The sequence below is a fragment of the Kitasatospora sp. YST-16 genome (genome assembly GCF_026802215.1).
GTDB lineage: Bacteria > Actinomycetota > Actinomycetes > Streptomycetales > Streptomycetaceae > Kitasatospora > Kitasatospora cineracea.
Genome location: NZ_CP113837.1, coordinates 3883717 through 3898904, shown reverse-complemented (window position 1 = coordinate 3898904; position 15188 = coordinate 3883717). Strand labels below are relative to the sequence as shown.

The window sequence follows — 15188 nt, the reverse complement described above, 5'->3', positions numbered from 1 at the left end:
GGGGCGGCCCCGCCGGTCAGGTGGCGGCGGGGGCGTTCCAGCCGGCCAGCAGGCGCAGGGCGTCGGCGGTGGGGGAGGCGGGTTCCACGGAGTAGACGCACAGCGTCTGGTCCGGATCGCCGGGGGCCTGGAAGGACTCGTAGGAGAAGTGCAGGTCGCCCACCAGCGGGTGGACGTAGTGCTTGGCGCCGTGGGTGCGGCGGAGCACCCGGTGGTCGTTCCACCAGGTGGTGAACTCCGGGCAGCGCAGGGTGAGTTCGCCGATCAGCTCGGCGAGCCTGCGGTCGTCGGGGTGGCGGCCGGCCTCCAGCCGGAGCATGGCCACGGTCTCGGCGGCGATCGTCGCCCAGTCGCCGACCCGTTCGCGGGCCTGCGGGTCGAGCAGGTAGTAGCGGGCCATGTTCCGGCGGGTGGCCGGGAGCGCGTCGAAGTCGGTGAGGACCTCCCGGGCGAGGCGGTTGGCGGCCAGGACGTCGGTGCGCCGGCCGAGGACGAACGCCGGGACGTGCGCCAGGGTCTCCAGCATCAGGTGCAGCCCCGGCCTGACCCGCTGCGGCCGTTCCGGGGCGCGGCGGGCCGCGTGCTCGGCGGGGAGCAGCAGGTCGGCCAGGTGCTCGCGCTCGGAGGGGTCGAGCCGCAGGGCCCGGGCCAGCGCCTGGACCACCTCGGTGGACGGGCGCCCGGCCCGGCCCTGTTCGAGGCGGGTGTAGTACTCGGTGCTGACGCCGGCCAGCCGGGCCACCTCGTCGCGGCGCAGACCGGGCACCCGCCGCACCCGGCCGTCCGCGGGCAGCCCGGTCAGCTCCGGGGCGATCGCGGCGCGCCGGGTGCGGAGGAAGTCGGCGATTTCCCTGCTGCGTTCCATGGACCAAGTGTGCGGGCTGCGGAGGTGCGCCGGCGGGCCGTGGGTGGCCCTGGCGGTACCAGTCGGCGCAGGGTCCGCCCGGGGCCGTCCGCGGGGCCGCCGGGCTGGTCTGCTGGAACTGCGGCCGGAGCCTCCGGTGCCGCAACTCCCGTTTCCTGCAAGGAAGGTCCACCATGTCCACGCTCACCTCCCTGCCCCTGGCCGGCCGCACCGCCGTGATCACCGGCGCCTCCAGCGGCATCGGCGAGGCCACCGCCGAGGAGCTCGCCGGGCTCGGTGCCCGGGTCGTCGTCCTGGCCCGCCGCGCCGAGCGGCTGGCCGCGCTGGCCGACCGGATCGAGCGGGCCGGCGGGTCCGCCCTGGCGATCGCCGCGGACGTCACCGACCGGGCCGCGGTGCGGGCGGCCGCCGACCGGGTCGCCGCCGAACTGGGCGGCGCGGACCTGCTGTTCAACAACGCCGGGGTGATGCTCCCGGCGCCGGTCGAGGAGGTGGCCGTGGACCAGTGGCAGCGGCAGATCGACCTCAACGTCTCCGGGCTGATGAACGTCATCGGCGCGTTCACCCCGCAGCTGGTCGCGGCCGCGGCCGAGCGCGGCGTCGCCGACCTGGTCAACACCTCGTCGATCGCGGCGCAGAACATCTTCCCGACCTTCGCCGTCTACTCCGCGACCAAGGCCTACGTCACCCACCTCTCGCGCCACCTGCGGGCCGAGCTGGGCGCCAAGAACGTCCGGGTCTCGACGATCGAGCCCGGCATCGTCGGGACGGAGCTCCAGGACCACGTCACCGACCGGGGCGCGCTCGACTGGCTGGCCGGTTCCAGGGAGACGGTGGAGTGGCTCGTTCCCGGCGACATCGCCAGGACGGTCGGGTTCCTGGCCGCCCTGCCGCCGCGCGTCAACCTCCAGCAGGTCACCGTCATGCCGACCGGCCAGGCGAGCTGAGGACGGCCCCTACGGCTGGAGGCCGAGCTGCCGGAGCCAGGGCAGCGGGTCGACGGGGGCGGCGCCGTCGGGGCGGACCTCGAGGTGCAGGTGCGGGCCGGTGACGTTGCCGGTGGCGCCGACCGCGCCGAGGACGGTGCCGGGGGCGACCGGGCCGGAGGCGGTGGCGATCCGGGAGAGGTGGCAGTACCAGAGCTCGGTGCCGTCGGGGAGGGTCTGGATGACCCGGTAGCCGTAGGCGCCGGACCAGCCGGCCGAGGTGACGGTGCCGCCGGTGACGGCGGTGACGGGGGTGCCGGTGCGGGCGGCGAAGTCCAGGCCGGTGTGCAGGTGGGCCCAGTGCTCCCCGGCCTGGGCGAACGGCGCGGTCAGCCGGTACCCAGCCACCGGCAGGGCGGGCGCGGACCGGTCGGACTCGGCCTCGGCCTGCCGCTCGGCGCGCTTGGCCTGGGCCTCCTGCGCGGCGGCGACCCGGGCCGACTCTTCGACCGCGGTGCGCTGCCCGTCGGCCTGCTGCAGGATGCGGGCGGCCAGGGCGAGGCCGGGGTCGGCGGCGAGCAGGCCGTCGGAGGCTTCGTCGGCGGCGGTGACGGGGGCCGGGGCCGGCGCGGCGGCGGCCTGGGCGGGGGCGGCGGCGAGGCCGGTGGCGCCGAGGGCGGCGGTCATCGCGGTGACGCCCAGCAGGGGCGCGCCGGTCCGGGTCTGACGGGGCAGCCGGTGCCGGACGGCCTCGGTCCCGACCGGGTGGTCGAGGAGCTGGGTGCCGGTGCTCTCGGTGTGGGTCGACGCCACGGGGGCGCGCTCCTTCCTTCCCTGCCGCCGACCGGGTTAGCTGACGGGTTCGGAGGTGGAAGGTCTCCTACGGTCGGGCCCAGGGCCGTTCCGATTCACCCCGGTGGAACGTGGTTCCCCGGCTCCTGGACCGGCCCCGGGGGGCAGGTCCGGATGGATTAGGCGTGGCGCACGGTGCCGCATGGTTACGGCGTTGCCGACCGCGCTGCGTTATCAAACGTTAATCCTATGGACCCCATGATTCCAAGCGCCTACCGAGGTGCAGTGAAACTTTCCTGACGCCCTATGGGCGATTTGTGACGGTTCGCCAAGGTGCTCGGTTTCGGACATGACGGACCGTGACGGGGCGGTTGAGTATCCGTACTCACGACCTCCTCCCGCCCCGGCGGGACCCTGGGCGCATGACCGCATCCGTGCCGCACCGCACCACCTCCGCCTACTACCTGCAGGCCGTCGCCTCCTTCGGGTTCGCCACCGCCGCGCTCGCCCTCGGGATCGCGTACCTCCCGGCCAGCGCCTGGATGCGCGCCTTCCTCGGGGTCGGGCTGCTGTACGTGATCACCTCCGCGTTCACGCTGGCCAAGGTGGTCCGCGACCGCCAGGACGAGGGCGCGATCACCAGCCGGGTCGACCAGGCCCGGCTGGAGAAGCTGCTCGCCGAGCACGACCCGTTCAAGGTGGACGGGATCTGAGGGCGGGGGGCGGTGGCGGGAACCGGGGCCGGGGCGGGGGGTTGACGGCTAAGGCTATTAGCCTTAGCTTTATGGCTATCGGCAGCAGCCGGGCCCGGAGAGCCCGGAGCGCCGGACGCCCGCCAGGAGGCCCGCGATGAACAGCACCCTCGGCACTACCACCCGGTACCTCGACGTCACCGGCGGCCGGATCGCCTACGACGACGCCCCCGGCGCCGGCGTCCCGGTCGTCCTGCTGCCCGGCATGCTCGACAAGCGCGCCGTCTACCGCCACCTCGCCCCGCTGCTGAGCGCCGCCGGGCACCGGGTGGTCACCATGGACCTGCGCGGCATGGGCGAGTCCTCGACCGGCTTCACCGACCACACCCCGGCCGCGATCGCCGAGGACCTGGCGGCCCTGCTGGCCCACCTGGACCTGCGCGGCGCCGTCCTGGTCGGCAGCTCGTACACCGGCGCCACCGTGGTCCGGGCCGCCGCGCTCGCCCCCGAGCGCACCGGCGGCGTGGTGCTGATCGACGCGTTCATCGAGAACCTGCCGCTGAACGGCTTCCAGAAGGCGCTGTTCGGCCTGGCCGCCCCGCTGGTCACCGCGTTCCCCGGCCTGTGGGGCACGATGCAGAAGTTCTACTACCCGGCCGGCAGCAGGCCCGCCGACTTCGAGGACTACCGGGCCGGGCTGGCCGCGATGCTCCGCGAGCCCGCCCGCAAGGCGGCGCTGCGCGGCTACCTGAAGGGCGACTCGGCGCCGGTCGGCTGGTGCGCGGCCGTCGACGTGCCCGCGCTGGTGCTGATGGGCGACCGGGACCCGGACTTCCCGAAGCCGGAGCTGGTCGCCGACCGGCAGGCCGCCGCGCTGCGCGGCCGCAAGGTGATGATCGGGGGCGCCGGCCACTACCCGATGGCCGGTCACCCGCAGGCCGTCGCCGACACCCTGCTGCCCTTCCTGGCCGAGCTGCCCGGCACCGGCGGGAGCGCCCGCTGATGCCCCGCGCCGGACTCTCCACCGCCGCCGTGGTGGACCACGCCCTCGAACTGATCGACGAGCGCGGCGCCGAGGCGCTCACCCTGGCCGCGGTCGCCGCCAGGGCGGGCGTCGCCACCCCCTCGCTGTACAAGCACGTCCCCGGGGGCCTGCCCGAGCTGCGCCGGCTGGTCGCCGTCCGCACCACCGGGGAGCTGGCCGACCACCTGGCCGCCGCCGTCCTCGGCCGCTCCCGGGACGGGGCGGTGCGCGCCCTGCTCGCCGCGTACGCCGGGTACGCGCTGAGCCACCCCCTCCGGTACGCGGCGCTGCCGCAGGTGCCGGACCCGGATCCGGGCCCGGAGCTGACCGCGGCGGCCGAGCGGCTGGTGGGCGTGCTGTTCGCGGTGCTGCGCGGCTACGGGCTGGCGGGCTCGGAGGCGGTGCACGCGGTGCGGACGCTGCGCGCCGCGGCCCACGGGTACGCCTCGTTGACCACGGCGGGGGCGTTCCAGCTCGCCGAGGGGACGGACGTCACGCTGGAGCGGCTGACCGGGGTGCTGGTCGAGGGCCTGGCCAACTGGCCCGGTGCGGAAGGCGCGTGACCTCCGGGGCGTTGCCGCGTTCTCCACGGTATGAAGAAGCGCAGCCTGCTCGCCTTTGCCTCGCTCGCCGTCGGGGTGGTCGCCTCCCTCGCCACCCCCAGCGCGCACGCCGCGCCGGAGCACCGCACCGGTCCCGGCCCGCTGAAGGACGCCGTCTCCGCCCCGGACCTGCCGGTGGAGCAGGACTCCGCGCGGGCCGCCGCGGAGCAGACCGGGCCCTGAGCCCCGCGGGGGCGCCGACCAGGGTGGGAACGCGCCGGTGGCGCGCCGTCCACACCTTTTCGCAACCTGTCCCCCACCATTCCGACACCGCCGGTGCGTAACACTGTCCTTCGGTCGGGAAGTCATACCGCGTGGAGACCTTCCACGGGTGTGGCCGACAAGCACGGAGGATCAGGACATGCCGCAGGCGACTCAGCACATCGAGCCCGGCACGGGGCTGATCCCCGCTCCCCGGACGGCGCCGGACGGCGCCCTGGGTGCCGCGCGGCCGGCGGCCGCCCCGCCGCGGGAGGGCTGGGGCAGCGCGCTGCGGCGCGGGATCGCGGTGGCGCGCGGGCTGCGCTCGCTGCGGCCGGTCGCCGCGGGCCCGCAGCGCGGGTACGGCGAGGTCGACGGCCAGTGAGGCCTCCGGGCGGGGTGTCGGAAATGCCCGTGTTGCCCGACGTGTCGTGAAAGCGGCCGGTTGCCCGGTGCGTCCATAAGATGGTCAGCACTGGCACGTCGACCGGAAGGGCCGGGCGCCTCCCATGGACCAGGACCGGAACTCCCCGCGCCGCGCCAGCCGTTCCGAGCTGCGGTGCGTGCGGGCGCTGCTCCGGGCGTCGAGCGCGGCGGAACTGCTGGCGGCGCTGCTGGCCGAGGGCCCGGCCTGGATCACCGGCGAGGGCTCGGCGCTGTACCTGCTGGACGGCGGCGGGATGCTGCGGCTGACCGCCTCGCACGAGCTGCCCGAGTGGGCGCACCGCAAGTACGGGGTGGTCGACCCGGCGAGCGGGCTGCCCGCGGCGCTGGCGCTGCGGCGGCGGGAGCCGGTGCTGCTGAGCCCGCAGCAGACCAGCGCGGACTACCCGAACACGGCGGCGGGCCTGGGCACCGGCCTGGTCGCGCTGGCGGTGCTGCCGCTGGTGGTGGACGGGGACCCGGTGGGTTCGCTGGCGCTCGCGCTGGCCCACCGCGGGGCCGTCCCGCGGCGGGACGTGGAGCTGCTGGAGACCTTCGCCGACGTGGTCGCGCACCGGCTCGCGCACCTGCTGGACCACGTGCACGCGGCCGACCCCGCCTCGGACGGGCCGCGCACCGAACTGCCTTCCCCGGACGGCGAGTTGCTGTCGCTGGCGGTGCGCTCGGCGGGGGTCGGGGCGTTCGAGCGGGACCTGGTCACCGGCGAGACGCTGTGGGACGCGCAGGCGTACCGGCTGGTGGGCCTGCCGCCGCCGGGGGCGACCGGGCGGGCGCCGGACCTGGCGGACGTGGTGCACCCGGAGGACCTGCCGGACGTGCAGGCCGCGCTGGCGGACGCGCTGGCGGTCGGCGGCCCGTACCGGATCTCGTACCGGGTGGTGCGGCCGGACGGGACGGCCTGGCAGGTGGACGAGGCCGGCGAGGTGATGCTGGACGTGCACCGGCGGCCGGTGCGGACGGCGGGGCTGCTGACCGGGCGGGAGTGGCGGCCGGGCCCGGCGGGCGGCCTCGCGGCGGCCGCGGCGGCGGGGGCCCGCTCGACCCTGCTGCTGGCGCTGACCAGGGCGCTGTCCCGGGCGGTGACGGTGCGCGAGGTGACCGCGGCGCTGACCGACGTGGCCCGGCCGGCGCTGGGCGCGGCCGGCGTGGTGCTGGACCTGGTGGACGAGGGGCGGCTGATGCCGGTGTCGCCCGCGCTGTTCGGCGGCCCGCACCGGGCGGAGCTGAACCGGCTGCACGACCTGGCGGGCGGGGTGATGGAGCACGTGCTGGCCCGGGCCACCCCGCTGTTCAGCGAGCCGGGCGGGCCGGGGCGGGGCCCGGGGGCGCCGGCCGCCTGGACGGTGCTGCCGCTGGTGGCCTCCGGGCGGCAGGTCGGCTCCTGCCTGATCACCTTCGCCACCGAGCGGTCCTTCAGCCGCGAGGACCGCACCATGTACTCGGCGTTCGCGGGCATCCTGGCGCAGTCGCTGGAGCGGGCCCGGCTGTACGACGTGCACCACGAGCGGGCCAGCGAGCTGCAGCGGGCGATGCTGCCGCGCTCGCTGCCGGTGCTGCCGGGGATCGCCTCGGCGGCGCGCTACCTGCCGTCCACCGAGGGGATGCAGATCGGCGGCGACTGGTACGACCTGCTGCGGCTGCCGGACGGCCTGGTCGGGCTGGTGATCGGCGACGTGCAGGGCCACAACGCGGAGGCCACCGCGGTGATGGGGCAGCTGCGTTCGGGCCTGTGGGCGTACGCGACGGACGGCAACGACCCGGCGGCGGCGCTGGAGCGGACCAGCCGGCTGCTGGCCGAGATGGAGACCGAGCTGTTCGCCACCTGCCTGTACGTGGTGCTGGACCCGGCGAGCGGGCTGCTGCGGGCGGCCCGGGCCGGGCACCCGCCGCCGGTGCGGATCGGGGCGGGCGGGGCGGCCGAGCTGGAGCTGCCGGGCGGCCCGCCGCTGGGGGTGCTGCCGGATGTGCGCTACCCGCCGGCGGAGGCCCGGCTGGAGCCGGGCGAGACGCTGCTGGCCTACACGGACGGGCTGGTGGAGGTCCGGGACGAGGACTACGACGAGTCGGTGCAGCGGATGCTGGGCGGGCTGGAGCTGTGGACGGCGGAGGCCGGCGGGGCCCGGCGGCTGGGGCGGCCGGAGGCGCTGGAGCGGCTGGCCGACCTGCTGACGCTGAACGTGACGGAGCGCGAAGTCCGGCAGGACGACGTGGCGTTGCTCCTGCTTCACCGGATCTCTACCTGAGCGCCGACCCGTCCCGCCCGGCTTGTCCGAAATTGACGGAATCTGAACAGCCGAAGTTGGAACCGTTCATACGCAAGTAGTAACACCACCATAAACTCCGCGTGTGACGACCACTCAATGGTGCCTGGCAGCAACCGCCTTGCTCGCCCTCTCCAGCCTCGCGGCCGCTGCCCGCTCCCGTGCCGTCACCCGGGCACTGCGCTCCCGGCTGGCCCGAAGCGAGGGCGAACTCGCGGACGTCCGGGCGCAGTTGGCCGCCGAACTGGCCGACCGCCGGGCCGGGGCCGAGGCCGCCCTGCAGGAGCAGGAGATGAACGCGGCGACCCGCCGGGCCTTCCTCAACGTGGCCCGCCGGATCCTGGTGATGGCGCACGACCAGCAGGCCGGGCTGGACGAGATGGAGCGCACCCACGACGACCCGGTGCTGCTCGACGGCCTGCTGCGGGCCGACCACGCCGCCGCCCAGCAGGCCCGCCTGGCCCAGACCCTGGCCGTGCTCTGCGGCTCCCGGGCCGGCCGGACCTGGCCCGAGCCCGTCCCGCTGGAGGACGTGGTGCGCGGCGCCCAGGGCCGGATCCTGCCGTTCCAGCGGGTGGTCGTGCACAACCGGGTGGACACCGCGGTGCTCGGCGCGGCCGCCGAGGCGCTGATCCACGCGGTGGCCGAACTGCTGGACAACGCCACCCGCTACTCGCCGCCCAGCTCGCAGGTGTACGTGACGCTGATGCCGGTGCACAACGGCGCGGTGATCGAGATCGACGACTGCGGCGTCGGGATGACCGACGTGACGGTCACCAAGGCCGCCGCCGCGCTGGCCGGCGGCGGCTCGCTGGAGGTCTCCCGGATCGGCGAGGTCCCGCAGCTGGGCCTGGCCGCCGTCGGCCGGCTCGCCCAGCAGTACGGCTTCCGGGTCACCGTGCACTCCACGCCGTCCCCGTACGGCGGCGTGCGGGTGGTGGTGCTGCTGCCGCACGCGCTGCTCACCGACCCGCTGCCGAGCGGCCTGCCCGGCACCGTCCGCCCGCCGGCCGCCGAGCCGCAGCCCCGGGCGGCCGACCCGCTGCCCGTCCGCCCGGTCTCCCCCGGACCGCGGCGGCCCAGCGGCCCGCGGTGCCGCCGCAGGGCGGCGCGCTGCCCCGCCGCACCAACCGCCGGGGCAGCGCCCCGCGCGACCCGTTCCCCGCGGAACCGGCGGTGTCGCCGCGCTCCGCACGCGAGGCCCAGGCCTTCATGTCGCTGTTCCAGAGCGGCACCGCCGACGGCCGCCTCGCCGCCCAGCAGGACCGGCGGTCCGACGCGGACCGCCCCGACGTATTCCCCGCTTCCCCCCAGGGAGACTCCCATGACGACCAACCCTGATCTCGGCTGGCTGCTGGCCGACATCGTCTCGGTACCGGAGGTCCGGCACGCCCTCGTGGTGTCCAACGACGGACTGGAGATCGGCCGCAGCGCGCAGATCGACCGGGACGACGCCGAACGGCTGGCCGCCGCCTGCTCCGGGCTGCAGTCGCTGTCCCGGGGGGTGGCTACCGGCTTCGGCGACGGCAGCACCCGGCAGATCGTCATCGAGTACGGCGGCGGCTACCTGTTCGTGGTCGCCGCCGGGGCCGGCGCGCACCTCGCAGTGGTCACCGGGGAGACGGTGGACGCGGGCCTGGTCGCCTACCAGATGCAGATGCTGGTCGGGCGGATCGGCGAGCACCTGACGGCCGCGCCCCGGCAGGAGACCACCGCCGCCGGGGACCTCCGGTGAGCCGCGGACCGGTACGCCCGTACGTCATCACCGGCGGGCGCAGCCGGGCCGGACGGAACGTGCTGGAGTTCGAGAGCCTGGTGCGGACCGTGTCGGGGGTCGCGGTCGATCCGATGGTGGTGAACCGGGAGCAGCTGGAGATCCTGGAGATCTGCCGGGAGCTGCTGTCGATCGCCGAGGTGGCAGCCCACCTCGGCCTGCCGATCAGCGTGCTGAAGGTGCTGGTGGGCGACCTGTGGGAACTGGGCGCGGTCCAGGTGCTGCCGCCCGCACGGCCGGCCGAGCGGGCACCGCTCGCCCTGATCGAGGAGGTGCTGGTTGGCCTCCGCCAGCTCCGTTGAGCCCGCCTACCTGCCGCCCGGTGTGCAGGGCGCGGTGAAGATCCTGGTCACCGGCCCGTTCGGGGTGGGCAAGACCACCCTGGTCGGGGCGCTGAGCGAGATCGACCCGCTGCGCACCGAGGAGACGATGACCGCGGCCGGCGAGGACGTGGACGACCTGACCGGGCGTCCGCACAAGTCGACCACCACGGTGGCGCTGGACTTCGGCCGGATCACGCTCAGCGGCCGGCTCGCGCTGTACCTGTTCGGCACGCCCGGGCAGCAGCGGTTCTGGCCGCTGTGGGAGGACCTGTCGCGCGGGGCGCTGGGCGCGATCGCGCTGGTCGACTCGCGGCGGATCGAGGAGTCCTTCGACGTGCTCGGGCTGCTGGAGGAGCAGCGCATCCCGTTCGCGGTGGCGGTCAACCTGTTCCCGGACACCCCGCCGTACCCGGAGGAGGAACTGCGGGCGGCGCTCGACCTGCTGCCCGGCGTGCCGATCCTGACCTGCGACGTCCGCGACGAGGGCGCCGCGCACCGCCTGCTGATCGATTTCGTCGACCACCTGCGGGTCGGCGCCCTGGAGCTGTCATGACCGTTCCCGAACACCTGGCGGCCACCGGCTGTCCCTACACCGGCCGCCCGGCCGGTGTCCCGCTGTACGGCTCGGCGCTCGTCGCCGACCCGCACGGCCTGTACGCCCGGCTGCGCGCCGAGCACGGCCCGGTCGCGCCGATCGAGCTGGAGCCCGGGGTGGAGGCGTGGCTGGTCATCGGGTACCAGGAGATGCTCGAACTGACCCGCAACGAGCAGCAGTTCTCCAAGGACTCGCGGGGCTGGCGGGTGCCCCGGGAGGGCCGGCTGCGCCCGGACTCGCACCTGGTGCCGATGACCACCTGGCGGCCCACCCTGCAGAGCGCGGACGGCGCCGAGCACCAGCGGCTGAGCACCGCGGTCGGCGACACGCTGGCCCGGATCGACCACAAGCGGCTCCGGGAGACCACCGAGGCGGCCGCGATGGCGCTGATCGAGAGCTGGGGGCCGGACGGCACCGCCGACCTGGTGGCCCAGTTCACCCGGCGGCTGCCGCTGCTGGTCTTCACCCAGCTGCTGGACCTGCCCGAGGAGGACGGTCCGCCGCTGCTGGAGCTGATCACCGGGGTGGTGGACAGCACCGCCGACTCGCAGCGCTCGGCCGCCGCGCTGGCCGGGCTGCTGGCCTCGCTGGTGCGGCGGCGGCGCGAGCGGCCCGGCGACGACCTGACCTCCTGGCTGCTGACCCACCCGGTCGGGCTGACCGACGAGGAGGTGGTGCACCACCTGGTGGTGCTGCTGGTGGCGGGCAACGAGCCGACCATCAACTGGATCGGCAACACGGTGCGGCTGCTGCTGACCGACCGCCGCTTCCGCACCAGCCTGACCGGCGGCCGGGCGACCGTCGCGGACGCCCTGGACGAGGTGCTGTGGCGCGACCCGCCGGTGCAGAACTTCCCCGGACGGTGGGCCACTTCGGACACCGTGCTGGGCGGCCAGTACATCAGCGCGGGTGACCTGCTGGTGCTCGGCCTGGCCGGGGCCAACGACGACCCGTCGGCGCACGGCCCGGACGGCCTCAGCGGCAACCGGGCCCACCTGGCCTGGGGCGCGGGCCGGCACGTCTGCCCGGCCAAGGACCCGGCCCGGCTGGTCGTGGAGACCGCGATCGAGACCCTGCTGCACTGCCTGCCGGATCTCCAACTCGCCGTTCCTGCACATGAGTTGACCTGGCGCCCGTCGCCCTGGTCGCGCGCCCTGACCAGCCTGCCGGTGCTGTACAGCGCCTTCACCCCGCCCCGCTCCGCCCCGCCCGAGAGGACCGCATGGACACCGCAGCCGCAGACCGGGTCTGCCCCTACAGACTCGACCCCGTCGGAGCCGACCAGCACGCCGAGAACCGCCGGCTCCGCGCTCTCGGACCTGCGACGCAGGTTGAGCTCCCTGGTGGGGTGGTGGTCTGGGCGGTGACCGGCCACGACGCCCTGCAGCAGTTGCTGGCCGACCCCCGGGTCGGCAAGGGCGTCGAGCACTGGTCGCTGTACCGGGAGGGCCGGCTGCCGGAGGGCTGGCCGCTGCTGACCTTCGTCACCGTCCCCGGGATGACCACCTCCGACGGTGCCGACCACCGCCGGCTGCGCGCGCTGTCCGCCCAGGCGCTCACCCCGCGCCGGATCGCCGAGCTGGCCCCGGCGATCGAGCGGCGGGTCGCCGAACTGCTGGACGGCCTGGCCGCCGCGGAGGACCCGGCGGACGGGGTGGACCTGCGCAGCCGGTTCGCCTACCCGCTGCCGATGCACGTCATCGGCCGGCTGCTGGGCCTGACCCCGGAGCAGCAGGACCGGCTGCACGAGCTGTCCGACGTCGTGGTCAGCTCCTCCGCGGCGCCCGGCGCCGGCGCCGCGGCCGCCCGCGACATCGGGGCGCTGCTGGCCGGGGTCGCCGCCGCGAAGCGGGCCGCGCCCGCCGACGACCTGACCAGCGCGCTGATCGCCGCCCGCGAGGACCAGGACCGCCTCACCGAGCCCGAGTTGATCGGCGTCCTGCTGCAGCTGGTGGTGGCGGGCCACGAGACCACCCTCAACCTGATCTGCAACGCGGTGCACGCCCTGCTCACCCACCCCGAGCAGCTGCGGCTGGTGCGGGACGGCGCGGTGCCGTGGTCCGCGGTGGTCGAGGAGACGCTGCGCTGGAACTCCCCGGTCGGCCAGTTCCCGATGCGCTACGCGCTGGAGGACATCGACCTCGGCGGGGGCGTGGTGATCCGCAAGGGCGACGGGATGCTCGCCTCGTACGCGGCCGCCGGGCGCGACCCGGAGCACTGGGCGGACCCGGACCGCTTCGACCTGACCCGCTCCCCCGTCCGGCACCTCTCGCTCGGGCACGGGCCGCACTTCTGCATCGGCTCCGCGCTGGCCCGGCTGGAGGCGGAGACCGCGCTGCGCGAGCTGTTCGCCCGCTTCCCCGGACTGCGGCCGGCCGAGGGCGCGGACCCGCGCCCGATCCCCTCGTTCGTCAGCAACGGCATCAGCAGCCTGCGCGTCCGGCTCGGCTGACGGGGCGTCGGCCGCCGCCCCCGCCGGGTCGCTCCACGTGACCGGGCGGGGGTCGGCCTCGTTGCACCTGCCATGAAGAAGCTCACCGCACTCGCCGTCCTCTCCGTGGCCGGGCTGGCGCTCGCCCAGGCCCCCGCCCAGGCCGCCCCGATCGCCTCGGCCGGCGGCCTCGGCCAGGCCCAGGGCCTGGACACCGGCTACCACGGCCCGCTGCCCTCCACCGCCGAACTGTGCCACCGCGACCTGGCCCAGTACCCGGTGGTCGGCCCGCTCACCGACTCCGCCACCGGCGCCTGCGAGGCCCTCGGCGCGACCGTCGACGGGAAGTAGCCACGCCCCGACCCCCGACGGTCAGGAGCCACACCCCGGACAGGCGAACCGCTATGGTGCGAATGTCCGTTTCTTCCGTGGTTCCTGGCGTGAGGTGATCCCGTGGGCAGCGTGGCCGACCAGATGGTGGAAGTGCTCCAGCAGGCCGGGGTCGAACGCGTCTACGGGGTGGTCGGCGACAGCCTCAACCCGGTCGTCGACGCGATCCGCCGCGCCGAGGGCATCTCCTGGGTGCACGTCAGGAACGAGGAGGCCGGGGCGTTCGCGGCCGCCGCCGAGGCCGAGCTGACCGGGCGCCTGGCGGTCTGCGCGGGCAGCTGCGGCCCCGGCAACACCCACCTCATCCAGGGCCTGTACGACGCCCAGCGCAGCGGGGTGCCCGTACTGGCCCTGGCCTCGCACATCCCGTCCGCGCAGATCGGCACCGGCTTCTTCCAGGAGACCCACCCCGAGCGGGTGTTCACCGACTGCAGCTCCTGGTGCGAGATGCTCTCCAACCCGGTCCAGCTGCCCCGGCTGCTGCGGGTCGGCATCCAGCACGCGCTCGGCTCCCCCGGCGTCTCGGTGCTGGCCTTCCCCGGCGACGTCGCCGCGCTCACCGCCCCCTCCCCCACCGGCCGCAGCAGCTTCCTCACCGAGCAGGCCGTCGCCGCCCCGCCCTGGTCCCAGGTCCAGGCCCTCGCCGAGGCGCTCAACTCCGCCCGCACGGTGACCGTCTTCGCCGGCGCGGGCGTCCGCGGCGCGCACGAGGAGCTGATGCACCTCGCCGAGGTGCTGCACGCCCCGATCGGGCACTCGCTGCGCGGCAAGGAATGGGTGCAGTACGACAACCCCTACGACGTCGGGATGAGCGGCCTGCTCGGCTACGGCGCCTGCCACGAGGCCCTGCACGAGGCCGAGTTGGTGCTGCTGCTGGGCACCGACTTCCCGTACGACTCCTTCCTCCCGCAGGCCCGCACCGTCCAGGTCGACCACGACGCGACCCGGCTCGGCCGCCGCACTCCGCTCGAACTCGCCGTGCACGGCGACGTCGCCGCCACCCTGCGGGCCGTGCTGCCGCTGCTGGAGCGCAAGACCGACCGCCGCTTCCTGGACGGCCTGCTGGACCGGCACTGCAAGGCGCTGGAGACGGTGGTCGGCGCGTACACCAGGGGCATCGAGAAGCACCGGCCGATCCACCCCGAGTACGTCGCCTCGGTCCTCGACGACGTCGCCGACCAGGACGCCGTCTTCACCGTCGACACCGGCATGTGCAACGTCTGGGCCGCCCGCTACCTCACCCCCAACGGGCGCCGCCGGGTCATCGGCTCCTTCCTGCACGGCTCGATGGCCAACGCCCTGCCGCACGCGATCGGTGCCCAACTCGCCTTCCCCGGACGGCAGGTGGTCTCGATGTCCGGCGACGGCGGGATCGGCATGCTGCTCGGCGAACTGCTCACCGTGGCGAAGTACCGGCTGCCGGTGAAGACCGTGGTGTTCAACAACGGGGCGCTCGGCATGATCAAGCTGGAGATGCTGGTCTCCGGCTACCCCGAGTCCGAGATCGACAACGGCGACGTCGACTACGCGGCGATCGCCCGTGCCTGCGGCATCGCCGCGAAGCGGGTCACCGACCCGGCGAAGGTCCGCGAGGTCCTCGCCGACGCGCTGGAACGCCCCGGCCCCGCCCTGGTCGACGTCGTCACCGACCCCAACGCCCTCTCCATCCCCCCGCACATCACCGCCGCCCAGCTCAAGGGCTTCGCCCTGGCCGCCGGCCGCACCGTCCTGACCGGCGGCGTCGGCAAGATGATCGACCTGGCGCGCTCCAACCTCCGCAACATCCCGCGCCCCTGACGGGAACCTCGGGGCAGGGGGAGGGCCCTAGCGGGCGGCCGAGGAGAGGGAGAGGAAACCGGGAAGAGGAC

General features: G+C 75.1%; 16 protein-coding genes and 1 riboswitch. Of the genes, 14 read left to right on the top strand and 2 right to left on the bottom strand.

Annotated elements, in window-relative coordinates:
• Positions 1-16: 16 nt before the first annotated feature.
• Entirely contained in the window at positions 17-865 is an 849-nt protein-coding gene (locus OU787_RS17920) for a helix-turn-helix domain-containing protein (RefSeq protein WP_030463489.1), read from the bottom strand.
• Positions 866-1038: 173 nt separating this feature from the next.
• On the opposite strand from OU787_RS17920, the gene OU787_RS17915 reads away from it, so the two are divergent.
• Positions 1039-1812, top strand: a complete 774-nt coding sequence (locus OU787_RS17915; protein ID WP_268659975.1) for an SDR family oxidoreductase — start codon at positions 1039-1041, stop codon at positions 1810-1812.
• A 9-nt stretch (positions 1813-1821) separates the two neighbouring features.
• On the opposite strand, the gene OU787_RS17910 is transcribed toward OU787_RS17915, so the two are convergent.
• Positions 1822-2604: a M23 family metallopeptidase gene (locus OU787_RS17910; protein WP_268659974.1), complete on the bottom strand. Its 783-nt coding sequence runs from the start codon at positions 2602-2604 to the stop codon at positions 1822-1824.
• A 10-nt stretch (positions 2605-2614) separates the two neighbouring features.
• A riboswitch (cyclic di-AMP (ydaO/yuaA leader) is annotated at positions 2615-2779 on the bottom strand.
• 226 nt (positions 2780-3005) lie between these two features.
• Here OU787_RS17910 and OU787_RS17905 point away from each other — a divergent pair.
• From OU787_RS17905 to OU787_RS17845, 13 genes are all read left to right on the top strand, one after another.
• Positions 3006-3296: a YiaA/YiaB family inner membrane protein gene (locus OU787_RS17905; RefSeq protein WP_268659973.1), complete on the top strand. Its 291-nt coding sequence runs from the start codon at positions 3006-3008 to the stop codon at positions 3294-3296.
• Positions 3297-3432: 136 nt separating this feature from the next.
• Positions 3433-4278: an alpha/beta fold hydrolase gene (locus tag OU787_RS17900; protein ID WP_268659972.1), complete on the top strand. Its 846-nt coding sequence runs from the start codon at positions 3433-3435 to the stop codon at positions 4276-4278.
• Complete coding sequence (locus OU787_RS17895; protein WP_268659971.1) at positions 4278-4862, top strand: TetR-like C-terminal domain-containing protein; 585 nt, start codon at positions 4278-4280, stop codon at positions 4860-4862. The genes OU787_RS17900 and OU787_RS17895 overlap by 1 nt, the downstream gene beginning before the upstream one ends.
• 30 nt (positions 4863-4892) lie before the next feature.
• Entirely contained in the window at positions 4893-5084 is a 192-nt protein-coding gene (locus tag OU787_RS17890) for a hypothetical protein (RefSeq protein WP_268659970.1), read from the top strand.
• A gap of 178 nt (positions 5085-5262) precedes the next feature.
• Positions 5263-5487 carry a hypothetical protein gene (locus OU787_RS17885; protein ID WP_268659969.1) on the top strand — a complete coding sequence of 75 codons (225 nt, stop codon included), beginning with the start codon at positions 5263-5265 and terminating at the stop codon, positions 5485-5487.
• Positions 5488-5611: 124 nt separating this feature from the next.
• Positions 5612-7789, top strand: a complete 2178-nt coding sequence (locus OU787_RS17880; RefSeq protein WP_268659968.1) for a SpoIIE family protein phosphatase — start codon at positions 5612-5614, stop codon at positions 7787-7789.
• A gap of 103 nt (positions 7790-7892) precedes the next feature.
• Positions 7893-9542: a roadblock/LC7 domain-containing protein gene (locus OU787_RS17875; protein ID WP_268659967.1), complete on the top strand. Its 1650-nt coding sequence runs from the start codon at positions 7893-7895 to the stop codon at positions 9540-9542.
• Positions 9539-9883: a DUF742 domain-containing protein gene (locus OU787_RS17870; RefSeq protein WP_030463500.1), complete on the top strand. Its 345-nt coding sequence runs from the start codon at positions 9539-9541 to the stop codon at positions 9881-9883. The genes OU787_RS17875 and OU787_RS17870 overlap by 4 nt, the downstream gene beginning before the upstream one ends.
• Positions 9861-10457, top strand: coding sequence for a GTP-binding protein (locus OU787_RS17865; RefSeq protein WP_268659966.1), 597 nt, complete (start codon positions 9861-9863; stop codon positions 10455-10457). The genes OU787_RS17870 and OU787_RS17865 overlap by 23 nt, the downstream gene beginning before the upstream one ends.
• Positions 10454-11866, top strand: a complete 1413-nt coding sequence (locus OU787_RS17860; protein WP_268659965.1) for a cytochrome P450 — start codon at positions 10454-10456, stop codon at positions 11864-11866. Before OU787_RS17865 ends, OU787_RS17860 begins: the two co-directional genes overlap by 4 nt.
• On the top strand, positions 11863-12951 hold the full coding sequence (locus OU787_RS17855; RefSeq protein ID WP_232795178.1) for a cytochrome P450 family protein: 1089 nt from the start codon (positions 11863-11865) through the stop codon (positions 12949-12951). Before OU787_RS17860 ends, OU787_RS17855 begins: the two co-directional genes overlap by 4 nt.
• A gap of 72 nt (positions 12952-13023) precedes the next feature.
• Positions 13024-13281 carry a hypothetical protein gene (locus OU787_RS17850; RefSeq protein ID WP_030463504.1) on the top strand — a complete coding sequence of 86 codons (258 nt, stop codon included), beginning with the start codon at positions 13024-13026 and terminating at the stop codon, positions 13279-13281.
• A gap of 102 nt (positions 13282-13383) precedes the next feature.
• Positions 13384-15117, top strand: a complete 1734-nt coding sequence (locus OU787_RS17845) for a pyruvate dehydrogenase (protein WP_268659964.1) — start codon at positions 13384-13386, stop codon at positions 15115-15117.
• Positions 15118-15188: the final 71 nt, after the last annotated feature.

Coding starts and splice junctions, on each gene's coding strand:
- OU787_RS17920 (WP_030463489.1), bottom strand. CDS start 865: ATGGAACGCAGCAGGGAAATCGCCGACTTCCTCCGCACCCGGCGCGCC.
- OU787_RS17915 (WP_268659975.1), top strand. CDS start 1,039: ATGTCCACGCTCACCTCCCTGCCCCTGGCCGGCCGCACCGCCGTGATC.
- OU787_RS17905 (WP_268659973.1), top strand. CDS start 3,006: ATGACCGCATCCGTGCCGCACCGCACCACCTCCGCCTACTACCTGCAG.
- OU787_RS17900 (WP_268659972.1), top strand. CDS start 3,433: ATGAACAGCACCCTCGGCACTACCACCCGGTACCTCGACGTCACCGGC.
- OU787_RS17895 (WP_268659971.1), top strand. CDS start 4,278: ATGCCCCGCGCCGGACTCTCCACCGCCGCCGTGGTGGACCACGCCCTC.
- OU787_RS17890 (WP_268659970.1), top strand. CDS start 4,893: ATGAAGAAGCGCAGCCTGCTCGCCTTTGCCTCGCTCGCCGTCGGGGTG.
- OU787_RS17885 (WP_268659969.1), top strand. CDS start 5,263: ATGCCGCAGGCGACTCAGCACATCGAGCCCGGCACGGGGCTGATCCCC.
- OU787_RS17880 (WP_268659968.1), top strand. CDS start 5,612: ATGGACCAGGACCGGAACTCCCCGCGCCGCGCCAGCCGTTCCGAGCTG.
- OU787_RS17860 (WP_268659965.1), top strand. CDS start 10,454: ATGACCGTTCCCGAACACCTGGCGGCCACCGGCTGTCCCTACACCGGC.
- OU787_RS17850 (WP_030463504.1), top strand. CDS start 13,024: ATGAAGAAGCTCACCGCACTCGCCGTCCTCTCCGTGGCCGGGCTGGCG.